Below are 15,229 nucleotides of genomic sequence, written 5' to 3'. Positions count from 1 at the left end.
GCCTCAGTTCCCCCCGAGCAGCCGCGAGTTGTGCTGGTCGACGGCCGTGTACTGTTCCGCGGTGTGCTCCAGCCCCGCCGCGTCCGCGCTGAGCGCCTGCTCCATCCGGCCCAGACCTTCCACCGTGTGGTTGACCAAGGTCTGGTACTGATCGGCCGCGCCCGTGCACTCGCCGAGCACGCCGAAGGCCTCGCCGACCTCGAAGACGTTCGCCTGGAACGCGGGCGTCAGCCCGCCGAAGCGGTCGGAGGCCGCCTGGAACTCCCTGGCCAGTGCCCTCACTGCCGCCGGGTCGATGAAGAACTCGTTCATCGCAGCAGCCTGCCACAGGCGCGCGGGCTCACCGGTGCCGGGGCAGCCGCTGACACTTGGGGCAGAAGTAGCTGGAGCGGTTCATCCACGCCGCGCGACGCATCGGCGTCCCGCAACGGTTGCAGGGCTCGCCCTCGCGGCCGTACGCGTCCAGCGAGCGGGAGAAGTAGCCGGACTCGCCGTTGACGTTGACGTAGAGGCTGTCGAAGCTGGTGCCGCCCTGGGCCAGCGCCTCGCTCATCACCGCGCGCGCGGAGCCGAGCAGCAGCTCGGCGGCGGGGCGAGTGAGGGTGTCGGCCGGACGCTCGTAGTGCAGCTTGCTGCGCCACAGCGCCTCGTCGGCGTAGATGTTGCCGACCCCGCTGATGAGTGACTGGTCCAGCAGCGCGCGCTTGACGCCGCTGCTGCGTCGCCGCAGCGCGGCGAGGAAGGCGGCGTCGTCGAAGCGCGGGTCGAGCGGGTCGCGGGCGATGTGCGCGAGGGACATCGGCGCCGCGTCAGGGTCGCTCGGGTCGGCGTCCTCGACGGCAAGACCGCCGAAGGTGCGCTGGTCGACGAAGCGCAGCTCGGTGCCGGCCGTGTCGGCGAAGCGGAGCCGTACGCGCAGGTGCTTCTCGTCGGCCGCGCCCTCGGGCTGGACCAGCAGCTGGCCGCTCATGCCGAGATGGCCGAGCAGGGACGAACCGGTGCCGGGAAGGGCGAGCCAGAGGTACTTGCCGCGGCGCTGGGCCGCACCGAGTTCACGGCCGCGCAGCTGCGCGGCGAAGTCCTCCGGCCCTGCCGCGTGGCGGCGGACCGCACGCGGGTGCAGGACCTCGACAGAGGCGACCGTCCGGCCGCTGACCCATCGCTCGAGTCCGCGCCGGACGACCTCTACTTCGGGAAGCTCAGGCATCCGGGAAGCCTAGCTCCTGCCGGGTGCCAGGCGCTGCCCGATGCATGGCGCTGCCGGACGTCAGGCGCCGCTGACGCCGTGCTTCTCACGGATCGCATGCCAGGCGCTCTCGGCGGCCTTCTGTTCGGCCTCCTTCTTCGAGCGACCCGAGCCGGAGCCGTAGTCCTCACCGGCCACGCGGGCGGCGGCGATGAAGGTCTTCTCGTGGTCCGGACCGGACTCGGTGACCACGTACTCGGGGACGCCGATGCCGACGGTCGCGGTGAGCTCCTGAAGACTGGTCTTCCAGTCCAGGCCCGCGCCGAGGTTCGAGGACGTCTCGATCAGCGGATCGAAGAGCCGGTGCACGAGCTCCGAGGCGGAGTCGAGGCCCTGGTCCAGGTAGACGGCGCCGATCACGGCTTCGAGGGTGTCCGCGAGGATGGACGACTTGTCCCGCCCCCCGGTGCCCTCTTCGCCGCGCCCCAGGCTGATGAAGCTGCCCAGTTCGAGGCCGCGCGCCACCTGTGCGAGGGCACGCGAGTTGACCACCGCGGCGCGCAGCTTCGCGAGCTGGCCCTCTGGGAGGTCGGGGTGGATGCGGTAAAGGGTGTCCGTCACCACCAGGCCCAGCACCGAGTCGCCCAGGAACTCCAAGCGCTCGTTGGTGGGCAGCCCGCCGTTCTCGTACGCGTACGAGCGGTGGGTCAGTGCACGCGTCAGAAGGGACGGCTCAAGGGTGTACCCGAGCCGTCCCTCCAGGACGCTGTACCCGGTGTCGGCGTGCGACGCAGACGCTGACGCTGACATCGTGTATATCTCCAGCCGTCAGACCGACAGGACCTGGCGGCGGTTGTAGGTGCCGCAGCTCGGGCACGCGGTGTGACCCAGCTTCGGCTGGTGGCAGCGGTCGCACGCCACGAGCGCGGGGGCAGTGGCCTTCCACTGCGAACGGCGGTGGCGCGTGTTGCTGCGCGACATCTTCCGCTTGGGAACAGCCACAGCTAATTCTCCTGGTTCTCGGCGGCACCCTCCCGGGTGACGCTGTCCTCTTCGCTTCCGGTCGCGCTGGATGCGGCCGAGAGTCCCTGCAAAGCCGCCCACCGGGGGTCGACGGCGTCATGGTGGTGGTCCGGGTCGTCGCTGAGCCGTGCCCCGCATTCGGGACACAGACCCAGGCAGTCTTCCTGGCACACCGGCTGCAGCGGCAGTGCGAGCACCACCGCGTCACGCAGCACCGTTTCGAGGTCGAACAGGTCGCCCTCGAGACGGAAAGCCTCGTTGTCCTCGTCCTCGTCGGACTCGGACGCTCCCCCGAAGCGGTCAGCCGCGTCGGGGTAGTAGAACAGCTCCTGGAAGTCCGAGTCGAGCTCGCGCTCGATCGGCTCCAGGCAGCGTACGCACTCACCCTTCAGGCCGGTCTCGACGGTGCCCGTGACGAGCACTCCTTCGATGACCGACTCCAGTCGGAGCTCCAGCTCGATGACAGCGCCCTCGGGGACGCTGATCACCTCGTTGCCGAAGTTGGCGGGCGCCGGGACCGAGCGGGAGACCTTGCGCATCGCCCCAGGCCGACGTCCCAGCTCATGTGTGTCGAACACGAGCGGGTTGCGGTGATCTAGGCGGTTCAGGGGTCTGTCCTTCTCTGGTCGTCAGCCCTGCGTACTGCGTTTCAGGGCAGCAGGCAGCTCCCAGCACAACAAGCCGGAGAGGTCAGAATACCCGACGCCGGACCCCCACCCAACTCCGGTCCGAGCGGTCACCCTCAGTGGCCTCCGTGGCCCTGCCCGTACTCGCGGAGCTTGGACACGTCGATGAAGCCCGTGTCGAAGAAGCTGGTCACTTCCTGCGGCTGCTCGTAATGCTGCTGGGGGTGCTGCTCGTAGTGCTGCTGCTGCGGGATCTGCGCCTGCTGCGGCTGCATCGGCTGGCCGTAGGCGTCGTACGCCGGTTGTGGCTCGACGTAGCCGCCGGTGTAGGGATCGTAGACCGGCTGCTGCTGCGGGTACCCGCCGTTGTAAGGGTCGTAGACCGGCTGCTGCGGCTGGCCGTAGGGATCCTGCGGCGGCCAGTACTCGACCTGCGGCTGCTGCTGGTGCTGGTTCGGATCGTGCTGGCCCTGCCCCGGCATCAGGCCCTGGGAGGCGAGCTCGGCGGCGACGGCCGCCTGGCGGGCGTCGCCCTGCTCGATGCCCTGGGCATGGTCGGCGGCGGCCAGGTACGCGCCCAGCTCGTCGATCGGACGCTTGCCGAGCAGCTTGTCGCGGCCCCGGCCGACGGCCTCCAGCGTCTTGCTGAGCGCGGTCTCCAGTGCGGCGAGCTTCACATCGACGTACTCGTCGACCTCGGGGCTCGGCGAGCGGAACTCGTCCTGCGTGAACTCCTCGCCGTCCTCGCCGTCGACCGGGCCGCCGGCGACGCGCAGCTTGGCGCGCCCGCGGCCGATGGCGCCGAGGGTCTTGGTCAGCACGACCTCGAAGTTGGCGAGCTTGCTGTCGACGTAGTCGTCCGCCTCGCGGCGCTGCTCCTCCGCCTCCGTGCGGGCGTCGCCCAGCACCTTGTCGGCCTCGGCCTGCGCGCGCGCGTACAGGTCGGTGCCGCTGATCAGCTGCTGCCGCTCCTGGTGCGCGGCCTGGACCACGCGTTCGGCCTCGCGCCTGGCCTCCTCGACGACCTGGTCGCCGAGTTCGACCGTCTGCTGCGCCTGCGCGAGCTCGCTGGGGAGCGACTCGCGCAGCTCCGCGAGCAGGGCCGTCAGGTCCGCCTTGTTGACGACGATCGACGCCGACATGGGCATCGACCGGGCGCCGTCCACCAGCTGAGTGATCTCGTCGAGCTTCTGCTGCACGTCCACGGGAGGAACTGTACTCAGTCCGTCTGTCCGGCGGAGCGTTCGGCGATGCGCTCGGTGAGGCGACGGAACACCAACTCCGGGACAAGGTGGGACACATCGCCACCGAGGGTGGCGACCTCCTTGACCAGGGAGGAGGAGAGGAAGCTGTACGTGGGGCTGGTCGGCACGAAGAGCGTCTCGACCCCGGTGAGGCCGTGGTTCATCTGCGCCATCTGCAGCTCGTAGTCGAAGTCGCTGACGGCGCGGAGGCCCTTGACGATGGCCGGGATCTCGCGGTCCTTGCAGTAGTCGACGAGCAGGCCCGCGTGCGACTCCACCTTGACGTTGCCGTACTGCGCGGTGATCTCCTCGATCATCGCGATGCGCTCCTCGACGGTGAACATGCCCTTCTTGGACTTGTTCACCAGCACGGCGACGTGGACCACGTCGTACAGCCGCGAGGCACGCTCGATGATGTCGAGATGCCCGTTGGTGATGGGGTCGAAGGACCCCGGACAGACGGCGCGGCGAAACATCGTCATCTCCTCGCTCAGTACCCGGCTCCGTTGGCGGCGGCGCGACCGTACCAGAGGGTGGCTTCGCCGTACTTGCGCTCCCTGAGCGCGTCGAAGCCGTCCGGCCAGACGAAGGCTCCGCCTCTGGTGCTGCGCTCCACGGTGACGATCACCTCGTCGGCGAGCCAGCCCCCCGAGGCGAGTGTGATCAGGATCTCGCGCAGTTCGTCGTCGTCGACGACGTAGGGCGGGTCGAGAAAGAGCAGGTCGTACGGGCTGCTGGGCGGGGCCCCCGCGATGACCCGCTCAGCCTTTCCGGCGCGGACCTCCGCGCCGGGCAGGGAGAGCGTGCGGACATTGGCGAGGATGGTCTTCACGGCGGAGGGATCCTCCTCCACGAGGAGCGCGTGCGCGGCGCCACGGGACAGCGCCTCCAGCCCGACGGCGCCGGACCCTGCGTACAGATCCAGCACGCGTGCCCCGGCGAGGCTCCCGCGCAGCGCCTCCCAGCTGGAGAAGAGCGCTTCCCGCGCGCGGTCCGAGGTAGGACGAGTACTGACACCCGGCGGCACGGCGAGGCGACGGCCCCGAGCGGCTCCGGCGATCACGCGGGTCATGCGGGGTGTCCTTGCTGGTGGGGGGACGCGAGCTCTTCCACGCTAGTGCACAGGGCTTCACCTGCGCGCGGCCGGGAAGTTGCACCACCCAGGGGCGCGGGGCTCTGCTGATCTGCGGCTCCTCCCCCAGCCTTCGGCCGGGAGGTGCCCCCTGCGTGGGCGCGAGAGGTCGCCACGGCAAGGTGCCCTCCCGCCTGTGGTTGCACCTTCAGGGGCGCGGGGAACTGCGCGAGAAACCACCGGCGTGCGGATGGCCCTGCGCGTTCGGCCTGCCAGCTGCGTGGGTGGCTTGTCGCGCACGCAGTTCATCGAGCAGAGTCTCGCGCCCCTGATGGTGCAACTAACCCTTTTCGAGGTATTCAGCCCGTTCTGCTCCCAAAAGAGAATCCAGCGCGCTGCGCAGAGCAGGATGGTCCGTCAGTTCGGGGTCCGCTGCGATCAGCGTCACCGCCTCCGCGCGGGCCGCCGCAATGATGTCCTCGTCCTCCAGGACGGACAGCACCCGCAGGGAGGACCGCACGCCCGACTGGGCCTGGCCCAGGACATCGCCCTCGCGGCGCTGCTCCAGGTCGATTCGGGAGAGTTCGAAGCCGTCCAGCGTTCCCGCCACCGCGTCCAGCCGTTCCCGCGCGGCCGACGCTCCGGGCATGTCGGTGACCAGCAGGCAGAGGCCCGGTGCCGAGCCGCGGCCCACCCGGCCGCGCAGCTGATGGAGTTGGGAGACGCCGAAGCGGTCCGCGTCCATGATCACCATCACTGTGGAGTTCGGCACGTTGACGCCGACCTCGATCACCGTCGTGGCCACCAGCACGTCCACCGCGCCCGCGGCGAAGCGTCGCATCACGTCGTCCTTGGCGTCCGGAGCCATGCGCCCGTGCAGGATCTCCACCCGCAGGCCAGCGAGCGGGCCGCCCCGCAGCTCCTCCGCGACGTCGAGCACGGCCAGCGGCGGGCGTCGGTCGTCCCCCTCCGCCGCCTTCGCGGACTTCTTCGCCGCCTTCTCGTCCTCCTCGTCGCCGATGCGCGGGCAGACGACGTACGCCTGATGGCCCTTGCCGACCTCCTCGCGGACCCGCTCCCAGGCCCGGGTCAGGAAGTTGGGTCGCTCGACTGCCGGAACGACGTGCGAGGAGATCGGCGAGCGGCCGGCCGGGAGCTGGTCCAGAACCGAGGTCTCCAGATCGCCGAAGACCGTCATCGCGACCGTGCGCGGGATCGGGGTGGCCGTCATCACCAACAGGTGCGGCGGCCGTTCCGACTTCGCGCGGAGCGCGTCCCGCTGCTCGACGCCGAAGCGGTGCTGTTCGTCGACCACGACCAGGCCCAGGTCGAGGAACTGCACCTTGTCCTCGATCAGCGCGTGCGTGCCGATGACGATCCCTGCGTCGCCGCTGATCAGGTCCAGCAGCGCCTGCCGTCGCGCCGGGACGCCCATCGAGCCGGTCAGCAGGGCGACCTTCGTGCCGTGCTCCGCGCCGCCCAGCATCCCGCCCTCGGCGAGCTCGCCCATCATCTCCACGATCGAGCGGTGGTGCTGCTGGGCGAGCACCTCCGTCGGAGCGAGCATCGCCGCCTGGCCGCCCGCGTCCACGACGCCGAGCATGGCGCGCAGCGCGACCATGGTCTTGCCCGAGCCCACCTCGCCCTGGAGCAGCCGGTGCATGGGGTGCTCCACCGCCAGATCCGCGAAGATCTCCGCCGAGACGTTCTCCTGACCCTCGGTCAGCGTGAACGGCAGTTTCGCGTCGAAGGCGTCCAGCAGCCCGCCAGGCCGAGGCTTGCGCGCGACAGCGGGCTTCGCCGACTCGTCCGCGCGGCGGCGGGCGAGGGCGACCTGGAGCACGAAGGCCTCGTCCCACTTCAGCCGCGCCTGCGCGGCCAGCCGCTCGGCGTGGGTGCGCGGGCGGTGGATCCGCTCCAGCGCCTCGCGCAGCGGGACCAGCCCGCGTTCGGCGAGCAGCGCGGCGGGGACCGGGTCGGGGACGCGGTCCCAGTCCATCTGGTCCAGGATCGTCTCGACGGCGAGCGCGAGCCGCCAGGAGGGCGCCTTGGCCGAGGCCGGATAGACGGGGATCAGCCGCCCGGCGAAACGGCCGATGGCATCCGGGTCATCTGTATCGCCGAAGAGCTCGTAGTCCGGGTTGGTCAGCTGCCGGGTGCGGTTGAAGACCCCGACCTTGCCCGCGAACATGCCGCTGCGGCCCGGACGCAGGTCCTTCTCGCGCCAGCGCTGGTTGAAGAAGGTCAGCGAGAGCCGCCCGCGCCCGTCCGTGACGACGACCTCGAGACGGTCGCCCTTGCGGCCCCGGAACGGGATCAGCGTGGACTTCTCGATCCTGGCGATCACGGTGACGTGCTCGTCGACCTCGAGGGAGTCGAGGCTCGTCAGCTCGCCGCGTTCGCTGTAGCGGCGCGGGAAGTGGTGGAGCAGGTCTCCGACGGTGTGCAGGTCGAGCCCCTCGGCGAGCTGCTTGGCGGGCGCGCCGAGGAGTTTCTTGAGCGGTTCGTCGAGCGGCGACGGCTGGGACGGCGAGGACACATCAGACACAAGGTCAACGATGCACCATCCCTCCGACAGTGCCCGCCTATTCCACCCCGATGACGAGCGGCGACGCGCCCTGTCCGCCCTCGTAGACGACCGTGTCCACGACCGGGTTGGTCCGGCGCACGTGGGCGACCAGCTGGTCCGCCAGCGCGGCGTCGGTACCGTCGCCGAGGATCAGGGTCACCAGCTCGCCGCCCGCCGCGAGCATGCGGTCGAGGACGACGGCGGCCGTGGGGCCCGTCTCCCCCGGCGCGCCGATGACCGCGACGTCGCCGTCGATCAGGCCGAGCACGTCCCCGGCCTGGCAGACGCCGGCCATGGTCCACGACTCGCCCTCGGCCACCGCCAGCTCCGCGTAGCGGGTCGCGCCGGCGGCCGAGGTCATCGCGACGACGTCCTCGTCGAAGCGCCGCCCGGGCTCGTGCACGGCCAGGGCCGCCAGCCCCTGGACGGGCGAGCGGGTCGGGATGACCGCGACGCGGACACCCTCGCCGCGCAGCTGGTCCGCGGCGACGCCCGCGGCGGCGCGCAGCTCGGCGTCGTTGAGCAGCAGTACGACCTCGCGGGCGTGGGCTCGGCGAATCGCCGCCGCCAGCTCGGCGCTGCTGGGGGCCCGGTCCGGGTCCGCGTGCAGGACGGTCGCGCCGCTCTCGCGGCACAGACCCGCCAGGCCCTCGCCCTGGACGACGCTGACGACCGCCCGGGCCTCGCTCAGCTCGCCGACGTGCTGAGCCGGGAGGCCGGCCCCCGCCGTGGCGAAGTGGGTGATCCGGATCCGGTGCGGCCGACCGGCCGCGATCCCGGCCTCGACGGCGGCGCCCGGGTCGTCGACATGGACGTGAACGTTCCAGAGCCCGTCCCCACCGACCACGACCAGCGAGTCCCCGAGCCCGGCCAGCCGCTCGCGCAGCACGGGCAGCGCCTCGTCGCGGGCGTCCAGCAGGTAGATCACCTCGTACTCCGGCCCGTCCTCGCCGTTGGCCGCACGCGGCAGCTCGGCCGGGGCGTGGTGCTCGACGACCCGGCGGGCGCCCATCGCGAGCGGTCCCATCGGCGACTGGCCGCTGACCGCGTCCGCCAGCGCGCCGAGCACGGCGACCAGCCCGCGTCCGCCCGCGTCCACCACTCCCGCCCGGTCGAGGACCTCCAGCTGCGTCGGCGTCAGCGCGAGCGCGACCCCGGCCGCCTCGTACGCGCCTTCCGCGACCTCCGCGAGCGCGGCGGCCTCCGGCAACGCGGCGACGGCGTCGGCGGCCGCGGCGGCCACGGTGAGGACGGTGCCCTCGACCGGCTTGGCCACCGCCTCGTAGCCCGCGTCCGCCGCACGCCGCAGCGCGCGGCGCAGCGCGGCGGCGTCGGCGGGCCCGTCCCCGATGGAGGCGGCGATGCCGCGCAGCAGCTGGGAGAGGATCACGCCGGAGTTCCCGCGGGCGCCGAGCAGCGCGCCGTGGGCCATCGCGCGCAGGGCGGTCTCCACGGTCGGCCGACCATGCTCACCGAATAGCGTCTCGACCTGCTGGGTGGCGGATTCGACGGTCAGGTAGAGGTTGGTCCCGGTGTCCCCGTCGGGCACGGGATAGACGTTCATCGCGTCGATCTCCTCGCGCGCCTGGCCGAGTGCGGCCAGGGAGAGCCGGCACCAGTCGCGCACGGCCTGAGCGTCGAGGGTGTGCGGCACCGGTCTCTCCTCGCAGGCTGGGACGTCCCCCGCAGGCTACCGGTCGGTCGGCACCGTCGGACCGGTCGCCGCTGGTGGGCGATGCGGGGTTGCGTCGCGGGGCATGGTAATTTCGTTGTACGGAGTCGGCGGATGTATGCTGCTCCGGTTGCCTGGACTCCCTCCAGGCCGCCCCCAGGACAGCAGAGCGAGACCGCTGTCGCAGCGCTTGCGCCAGTGGGGTTGGAATCGATAATGCATCTGAAGTCTTTGGAGTGACTCCCGTGGCTGCCAACTGCGACGTCTGCGGCAAGGGGCCGGGCTTCGGCAACAGTATCTCCCACTCGCACCGCCGGACCCCTCGTCGTTGGAACCCCAACATCCAGACGGTCCGCGCTGTGATCGGGCGTACGCCGAAGCGGCTCAACGTCTGCACCTCGTGCATCAAGGCCGGCAAGGTTTCCCGCTGACGCGGCCACGCCTCCGGCTTCGCAGAGGGCCGGTCCACCTCACGGTGGACCGGCCCTCTGCTTTTGTGCCTAACGCCAGCTAACGCCAGCGCCAGCCGTGGTCGACCGGCCCGATCCCGGCCCCGAGGGCGAAGCCGCCCTTGATCGCGCCGGTGATGTACTCCTTCGACGCGGCGACGGCGTCCGGCACATCCAGGCCGAGCGCGAGGTGTGAGGCGATCGCGCTGGCGAGGGTGCAGCCGGTGCCGTGGGTGTGGTTGTTGTCGTAACGCGGCGCCCGGAAGCTGTACTCGGTGCCGTCCGGCCCGCGCAGCAGGTCGACTGCGTCGCCTTCGAGGTGCCCGCCCTTGATCAGCGCCCAGCTCGCCCCGAGGTCCTGCACGGCCTTCGCCGCGTCGGAGAGCCGGCTCTCGTCGGTGACTTCGATGCCTGTGAGCTGCGCCACTTCGTGCAGATTCGGCGTGGCGACCGTCGCCTGCGGCAGCAAGCGGTCCCGCAGAACGCTCACCGCGGAGCGGGCGAGCAGCGTGTCGCCGTGCTTGGAGACCCCGACGGGATCGACCACGACGGGGGCGGGACAGTCTGCCAGCAGGCCTGCGACGGTCTCCACGAGCTCGGCGCTGGCCAGCATGCCCGTCTTCACGGCCTGCACGCCGATGTCGTCGACGACGCTCCGGTACTGGGCGACGACGGCCTCGACGGGCAGCTCCCAGTACCCCTGCACCCCGACGGAGTTCTGCGCGGTCACCGCGGCGACGACGCTCATCCCGTGCACGCCAAGCGCCAGCATGGTCTTGAGATCCGCCTGAATCCCGGCGCCACCGCCGGAATCGGATCCGGCGATGGTCAGAACACGGGGCGGCGCAAAGCTGTCAGACATGATCCAACCTTAGTTGCACCACCTGGGGGCGCGGGGCTCTGCTTGATCAACTGCGCGCGCGAGCAACCACCGGCGTGCGGATGGGCCCTGCGCGTTCGGGGCTCTACCTGCGTGGGTGGCTTGTCGCGCGCGCAGTTGATCAAGCAGAGCCCCGCGCCCCTGGAGGTGCAACTGCATGCGGCAGCGCGTAGGGCCTTAGAGGACAGCCTCGGCTTCGGTCCACCTGGCCTCGGGGACCGTCTTGAGCCGCGCAACTGCCTCGGCGATCGGGACGAACTCGATATCCGTCCCCCGCAGAGCGGTCATGTGGCCGAAGGCTCCCTTGTGCACCGCCTCCACCGCGTGCCAGCCGAACCGCGTCGCCAAGACGCGGTCCTGCGCTGTCGGCGTGCCACCGCGCTGGACGTGGCCCAGGATGACCGGCTTCGACTCCTTGTTGATCCACTGGGCGATCTCGCCCGCCAGCCTCGTCCCGATCCCCCCGAACGTCTGATGCCCGTACGCGTCCGTCCCGCCGTGGTGGAAGCGCATCGTGCCGGGCGCCGGCTGCGCGCCCTCCGCGACCGCGACGATCGCGAACTTCTTGCCGCGCGAGAACCGCTCCTCGACCATGCAGCAGACCGCCTCCACGTCGAACGGCCGCTCCGGGATCAGGATCCCGTGCGCGCCGCCGGCCATGCCCGCGTGCAGGGTGATCCACCCCGTGTGGCGTCCCATCAGCTCGACGACCATCACCCGCTGGTGCGACTCCGCCGTCGTCTTCAGCCGGTCGATCGCCTCCGTGGCGACCCAGACCGCCGTGTCGTGGCCGAAGGTCACGTCCGTCGCGTCGATGTCGTTGTCGATCGTCTTCGGGACCGCCACGACCGGCAGGCCGGCCTCGCTGAACATGCGGGCCGCCGTCAGCGTGCCTTCGCCGCCGATCGCGATCAGCGCGTCGATGCCGAGGTTCGTGCCGAGCTCCTGGGCCCGCTCCACGCCCTCGCGCATGCGCTCGCGCTCCACGCGGGCCGAGCCGAGGATCGTGCCGCCGCGCGTGAGGATGCCGGTGACGTCCTCCAGGCCGAGCGGATGGCCACGGCCCTCGATCAGGCCGAGGAAGCCGTCCTCGATGCCGACGACCGAGTCGCCGTGTTCGGCGACCGCCCGGTGCACCACCGAGCGGATCACCGCGTTCAAGCCGGGGCAGTCGCCGCCGCTGGTCAGCACGCCGATTCGCATAAGGGAAGACTATGCATAAACGCGGTGCTTCGCCCCACTGCCCAAAGGCCCGAATCCCAAGCCCTTAGGCCTGTCCGCTGAAGTGGTCCCAGCCGCCGGTGCGGTCCCAGGGCGCGCCGTCCACGGTGACCGTGCCCTTCTTGGAGAGCCCGGCCGGGCGCACCACCTCGCCGACCACCCGCCAGCGCGAGGGCAGCTGTGTCTCCGCGGGGAACGTCGCGACGAGCGCGTGATCCTCGCCGCCGGAGAGCACCCAGAGCAGCGGGTCGACGCCGACCGCCTGGCCGATGTCGGCCATCTGGGCCGGGATGTCGAAGTCCGCCGCGTGCAGGTCGATGTGCACGTTGCTGGCCTCCGCGACGTGGCCCAGGTCGGCCACCAGGCCGTCGCTGACGTCGATCATCGAGGTCGCCCCGAGCTGGGACGCCGCCGGGCCCGCGTGGTACGGCGGCTCGGGCCGCCGGTGCGCCTCGACGAAGGCGCGGGGCGAGCGGAAGCCGCGAGAAAGGACGGTGAAGCCCGCCGCCGACCAGCCCAGCCACCCCGTGACGGCGACCTTGTCACCCGGGCGCGCTCCCGATCGGGTGACTGCCTTGCGTCCCTGCAGGTCCCCCAACGCGGTGATGGAGATCGTGATCGTGTCCCCGCGCACCACGTCCCCGCCGACGACGGCGGCACCGGCCACCTGGCACTCGTCGCGCAGGCCGTCCATCAGCTCCAGCACCCAGGTGACCGGCAGCTCCGCCGGGACCACCAGACCCAGCAGCAGCGCCGTCGGCACTGCGCCCATGGCGGCCACGTCGGCGAGGTTCTGGGCAGCGCCCTTTCGGCCCACGTCGTAAGCAGTTGACCAGTCGCGCCGGAAGTGTCGGCCCTCCAGCAGCACGTCGGTGGTGGCCACGACCCGCCCGTCGGGCGCGGCGACGACGGCGGCGTCGTCGCCCGGACCGAGCTCCACGGCCGAGGTCTGCGGCAGCCGGGACGTGAGCTCCCGGATCAGTCCGAACTCACCGAGCTCGCCGACCTGCATGGGTTTCCTTCCGGATCTCGTCGGATCTCGTCAACGTGAGGGCGTCGGATGCACGCCTCCCGCGCGCAGCGTACGCCCTGCGGGCGTGTCGCAGGGCTCCCAGCGGGCGACGCGGAGCGATAGCGTGGCGGTTCCCTCGCTTCCTTCCGTTTCCTTCGTCACAGCGGGGGAACCACCAAGTCCGCAAGATCTCCGCACCGAGCCGCCAGGAGGTCCATCGTGGTACAGGCGTACATCCTCATTCAGACAGAAGTCGGCAAGGCATCCAATGTGGCCGAGACCATCGCCGCCATCTCCGGCGTGGTCCAGGCCGAGGACGTCACCGGGCCCTACGACGTCATCGTCCGCGCCGAGGCGGAAACGGTCGACGACCTGGGCCGACTCGTCGTCGCACAGATCCAGCAGGTGGAGGGCATCACCCGCACCCTGACCTGCCCGGTGGTGCATCTGTAAGTGCCGTTAGCATCGCGGGGTGACCAGGATCGCCACGACCTCCGCGCTCATAGCTGCAGCCGCCCTCTCGCTGACCGCCTGTGGCGGTGGCGGGAGCGGCAGCGTGCACGTGGCCGTCCCCGTGACGACAGGGGCCGTCACGCAGCAGTGCGCGGCGCTGAGCAAGGCCCTGCCGGCCACGCTGATGGGCCTGGCCAAGCGCGGCACCACCCCGACCAGCGCGAACACCGCCGCCTGGGGCGACCCGGCCGTCACCTGGCGCTGCGGTACGGGACTGCCGGACGCGCTGAACCCGCAGTCGAAGGACTACAACCCGTCCGACAACGCCAACCTGAGCGGTGTGGACAGCGGCGGCATCTGCTGGGCCGTGGTGCGCAGCCAGACCGACCAGAGCGTCACCTTCTCGTCCGTGGACCAGCAGGCGATCGTCGAGCTCCGCATTCCCCGCGACTACGCGAACCAGCAGTCGCCGGTGAGCCTGCTCGCCCCGGCCGTGGCCAAGGCGAGCCCGCTCGATCCGGACCGCAAGTTCTCCTGCTCCTAGCGCAGCCCCGTCGAGCGACGCAGCGCGGCCCGGAGCAGATGGTCGACCAGCTGCGGATAGGGCAGACCGGTCGCCTCCCACATCTTCGGGAACGCGGAGATCGGCGTGAAGCCCGGCATCGTGTTGATCTCGTTCACCACGAACTCGCCGTCCTCCTTGAGGAAGACGTCGACGCGGGCCAGTCCCTCGCAGGACAGCGCCTCGAAGACCTGGACGGCGAGCTCGCGCAGCCGCGCGGTCTCGTCGGCGGTGAGGTTCGCCGGGATCTGCACATCACTGGAGTCGATGTACTTGGCCTCGAAGTCGTAGAAAGAGAAACCGTCGGCCACGATCACCTCGGCCGGCAGGCTGGCACGCGGCCCGTCCTCGAACTCCAGGACGCCGCACTCGAGTTCGCGACCGCGCACGCCCTCCTCGACGATCACCTTGGGGTCGTGCGTGCGCGCGAACTCGATCGCGCGGACCAGGTCGGCGGGGTCGTCCACCTTGGTGATGCCCATGCTGGAGCCGGCCCGCGCGGGCTTCACGAAGACCGGGTACTGCATCTCGTTGATCCGAGCCACCGCGGCCTGCTGCCCGGCCTCGGACGCCCACTCGCGGGGGCGGATCACCGTGTACGGGCCGACCGGCAGGTCGAAGGCCTGGAGCACGCGCTTGGTGTACTCCTTGTCCATGCCGACCGCGCTGGACAGCACGCCGGAGCCGACGAACGGCACGCCGGACAGCTCCAGCAGGCCCTGCAGCGTCCCATCCTCGCCCCACGGGCCGTGCAGCAGCGGCAGCACGACGTCGACCTCGCCGAGCGCCTTCGGCACAGAGCCGGGCTCGGCGTAGACGACCTCGCGGGCGACGGGGCTGGCGGGCAGGCTCACCTGGCCGTCGGTGGACTCGGCCAACTGGTCCACGTCGGGCAGCTTGCCGTCGGTGATGACCATCCGCTCGGGCGCGTCCGCGGTGAGCGCGAAGCGGCCGTCGTGAGTGATGCCGATCGGCAGAACTTCGTACGCGTCACGGTCCAGCGCGCGCAGGACGCTTCCCGCGGTGACGACGGAGATGGCGTGCTCGGAGCTACGGCCGCCGAAGACGACCGCGACCCGGGGCTTACGCCCTCCGGAGGGGCTGTGGGAGGAAGGCTGAGTGCTCATATCCCGTAGGACACTACCTGCCCTGTCCAGCGGACGCTGTTTCGGCACCCGCTTGAGTTGCACTGTCCGGGGGCGCGGGGAGAACCGTCGGCAAACGACCTGGTTGCACTACCAGGGGCGCGAGGAACTGCGC

At 71.0% G+C, this 15,229-nt stretch carries 17 protein-coding genes; 3 read left to right on the top strand and 14 right to left on the bottom strand.

Annotation, left to right across the window (positions count from 1 at the left end; translation table 11 throughout):
• Positions 1 to 3 precede the first annotated feature (3 nt).
• The 10 genes from ABIA32_RS22965 to ABIA32_RS22920 form a co-directional block, all read right to left on the bottom strand.
• Positions 4 to 312 (bottom strand): WXG100 family type VII secretion target, encoded by a 309-nt coding sequence (locus ABIA32_RS22965; protein ID WP_370098552.1) that lies wholly within the window; start codon positions 310 to 312, stop codon positions 4 to 6.
• A gap of 28 nt (positions 313 to 340) precedes the next feature.
• Positions 341 to 1,207 (bottom strand): bifunctional DNA-formamidopyrimidine glycosylase/DNA-(apurinic or apyrimidinic site) lyase, encoded by an 867-nt coding sequence (mutM, locus tag ABIA32_RS22960; RefSeq protein ID WP_370098549.1) that lies wholly within the window; start codon positions 1,205 to 1,207, stop codon positions 341 to 343.
• Positions 1,208 to 1,267: 60 nt separating this feature from the next.
• A complete protein-coding gene (gene rnc / locus ABIA32_RS22955) occupies positions 1,268 to 1,996 on the bottom strand; it encodes a ribonuclease III (protein ID WP_370098546.1) in 729 nt (242 codons plus the stop codon).
• 18 nt (positions 1,997 to 2,014) lie between these two features.
• Complete coding sequence (gene rpmF / locus ABIA32_RS22950) at positions 2,015 to 2,188, bottom strand: 50S ribosomal protein L32 (RefSeq protein ID WP_037607617.1); 174 nt, start codon at positions 2,186 to 2,188, stop codon at positions 2,015 to 2,017.
• A 2-nt stretch (positions 2,189 to 2,190) separates the two neighbouring features.
• Entirely contained in the window at positions 2,191 to 2,787 is a 597-nt protein-coding gene (locus ABIA32_RS22945) for a DUF177 domain-containing protein (RefSeq protein WP_370098543.1), read from the bottom strand.
• Between the two features lie 164 nt (positions 2,788 to 2,951).
• Positions 2,952 to 4,040 (bottom strand): cell division initiation protein, encoded by a 1,089-nt coding sequence (locus ABIA32_RS22940; RefSeq protein WP_370098540.1) that lies wholly within the window; start codon positions 4,038 to 4,040, stop codon positions 2,952 to 2,954.
• Between the two features lie 14 nt (positions 4,041 to 4,054).
• Entirely contained in the window at positions 4,055 to 4,555 is a 501-nt protein-coding gene (gene coaD / locus ABIA32_RS22935; RefSeq protein ID WP_370098715.1) for a pantetheine-phosphate adenylyltransferase, read from the bottom strand.
• Positions 4,556 to 4,569: 14 nt separating this feature from the next.
• On the bottom strand, positions 4,570 to 5,151 hold the full coding sequence (gene rsmD / locus ABIA32_RS22930) for a 16S rRNA (guanine(966)-N(2))-methyltransferase RsmD (protein ID WP_370098537.1): 582 nt from the start codon (positions 5,149 to 5,151) through the stop codon (positions 4,570 to 4,572).
• A gap of 340 nt (positions 5,152 to 5,491) precedes the next feature.
• The gene (gene recG / locus ABIA32_RS22925; protein ID WP_370098535.1) at positions 5,492 to 7,699 is read right to left on the bottom strand and encodes an ATP-dependent DNA helicase RecG; all 2,208 of its coding nucleotides are present in this window, start codon (positions 7,697 to 7,699) and stop codon (positions 5,492 to 5,494) included.
• A 37-nt stretch (positions 7,700 to 7,736) separates the two neighbouring features.
• Positions 7,737 to 9,374, bottom strand: a complete 1,638-nt coding sequence (locus ABIA32_RS22920; RefSeq protein ID WP_370098532.1) for a DAK2 domain-containing protein — start codon at positions 9,372 to 9,374, stop codon at positions 7,737 to 7,739.
• 263 nt (positions 9,375 to 9,637) lie between these two features.
• Here ABIA32_RS22920 and rpmB point away from each other — a divergent pair, with 263 nt between their 5' ends.
• A complete protein-coding gene (gene rpmB, locus ABIA32_RS22915; protein ID WP_014138233.1) occupies positions 9,638 to 9,823 on the top strand; it encodes a 50S ribosomal protein L28 in 186 nt (61 codons plus the stop codon).
• Between the two features lie 79 nt (positions 9,824 to 9,902).
• Here the strand turns inward: rpmB and thiD are convergent, their stop codons facing one another.
• From thiD to ABIA32_RS22900, 3 genes are all read right to left on the bottom strand, one after another.
• Entirely contained in the window at positions 9,903 to 10,703 is an 801-nt protein-coding gene (thiD, locus tag ABIA32_RS22910; RefSeq protein WP_370098529.1) for a bifunctional hydroxymethylpyrimidine kinase/phosphomethylpyrimidine kinase, read from the bottom strand.
• 195 nt (positions 10,704 to 10,898) lie between these two features.
• Positions 10,899 to 11,924: an ATP-dependent 6-phosphofructokinase gene (locus ABIA32_RS22905; protein ID WP_370098526.1), complete on the bottom strand. Its 1,026-nt coding sequence runs from the start codon at positions 11,922 to 11,924 to the stop codon at positions 10,899 to 10,901.
• Positions 11,925 to 11,988: 64 nt separating this feature from the next.
• Positions 11,989 to 12,954: a thiamine-phosphate kinase gene (locus ABIA32_RS22900; protein ID WP_370098523.1), complete on the bottom strand. Its 966-nt coding sequence runs from the start codon at positions 12,952 to 12,954 to the stop codon at positions 11,989 to 11,991.
• 219 nt (positions 12,955 to 13,173) lie between these two features.
• Between ABIA32_RS22900 and ABIA32_RS22895 the strand changes: the two genes are divergently transcribed.
• The gene (locus ABIA32_RS22895) at positions 13,174 to 13,407 is read left to right on the top strand and encodes an Lrp/AsnC family transcriptional regulator (RefSeq protein WP_370098520.1); all 234 of its coding nucleotides are present in this window, start codon (positions 13,174 to 13,176) and stop codon (positions 13,405 to 13,407) included.
• A 19-nt stretch (positions 13,408 to 13,426) separates the two neighbouring features.
• Positions 13,427 to 13,951 carry a DUF3515 family protein gene (locus ABIA32_RS22890; protein WP_370098518.1) on the top strand — a complete coding sequence of 175 codons (525 nt, stop codon included), beginning with the start codon at positions 13,427 to 13,429 and terminating at the stop codon, positions 13,949 to 13,951.
• On the opposite strand, the gene ABIA32_RS22885 is transcribed toward ABIA32_RS22890, so the two are convergent.
• Positions 13,948 to 15,096 carry a D-alanine--D-alanine ligase family protein gene (locus tag ABIA32_RS22885; RefSeq protein ID WP_370098515.1) on the bottom strand — a complete coding sequence of 383 codons (1,149 nt, stop codon included), beginning with the start codon at positions 15,094 to 15,096 and terminating at the stop codon, positions 13,948 to 13,950. The two genes, ABIA32_RS22890 and ABIA32_RS22885, sit on opposite strands and share 4 nt — an antisense overlap.
• Between the last annotated feature and the right edge of the window lie 133 nt (positions 15,097 to 15,229).

It is taken from the genome of Streptacidiphilus sp. MAP12-20 (assembly GCF_041262525.1).
In the GTDB taxonomy this organism is placed as follows: Bacteria; Actinomycetota; Actinomycetes; order Streptomycetales; family Streptomycetaceae; genus Streptacidiphilus.
The sequence above is the reverse complement of the archived record's forward strand: the minus strand, read 5'-3'. Positions and strand labels throughout refer to the sequence as shown.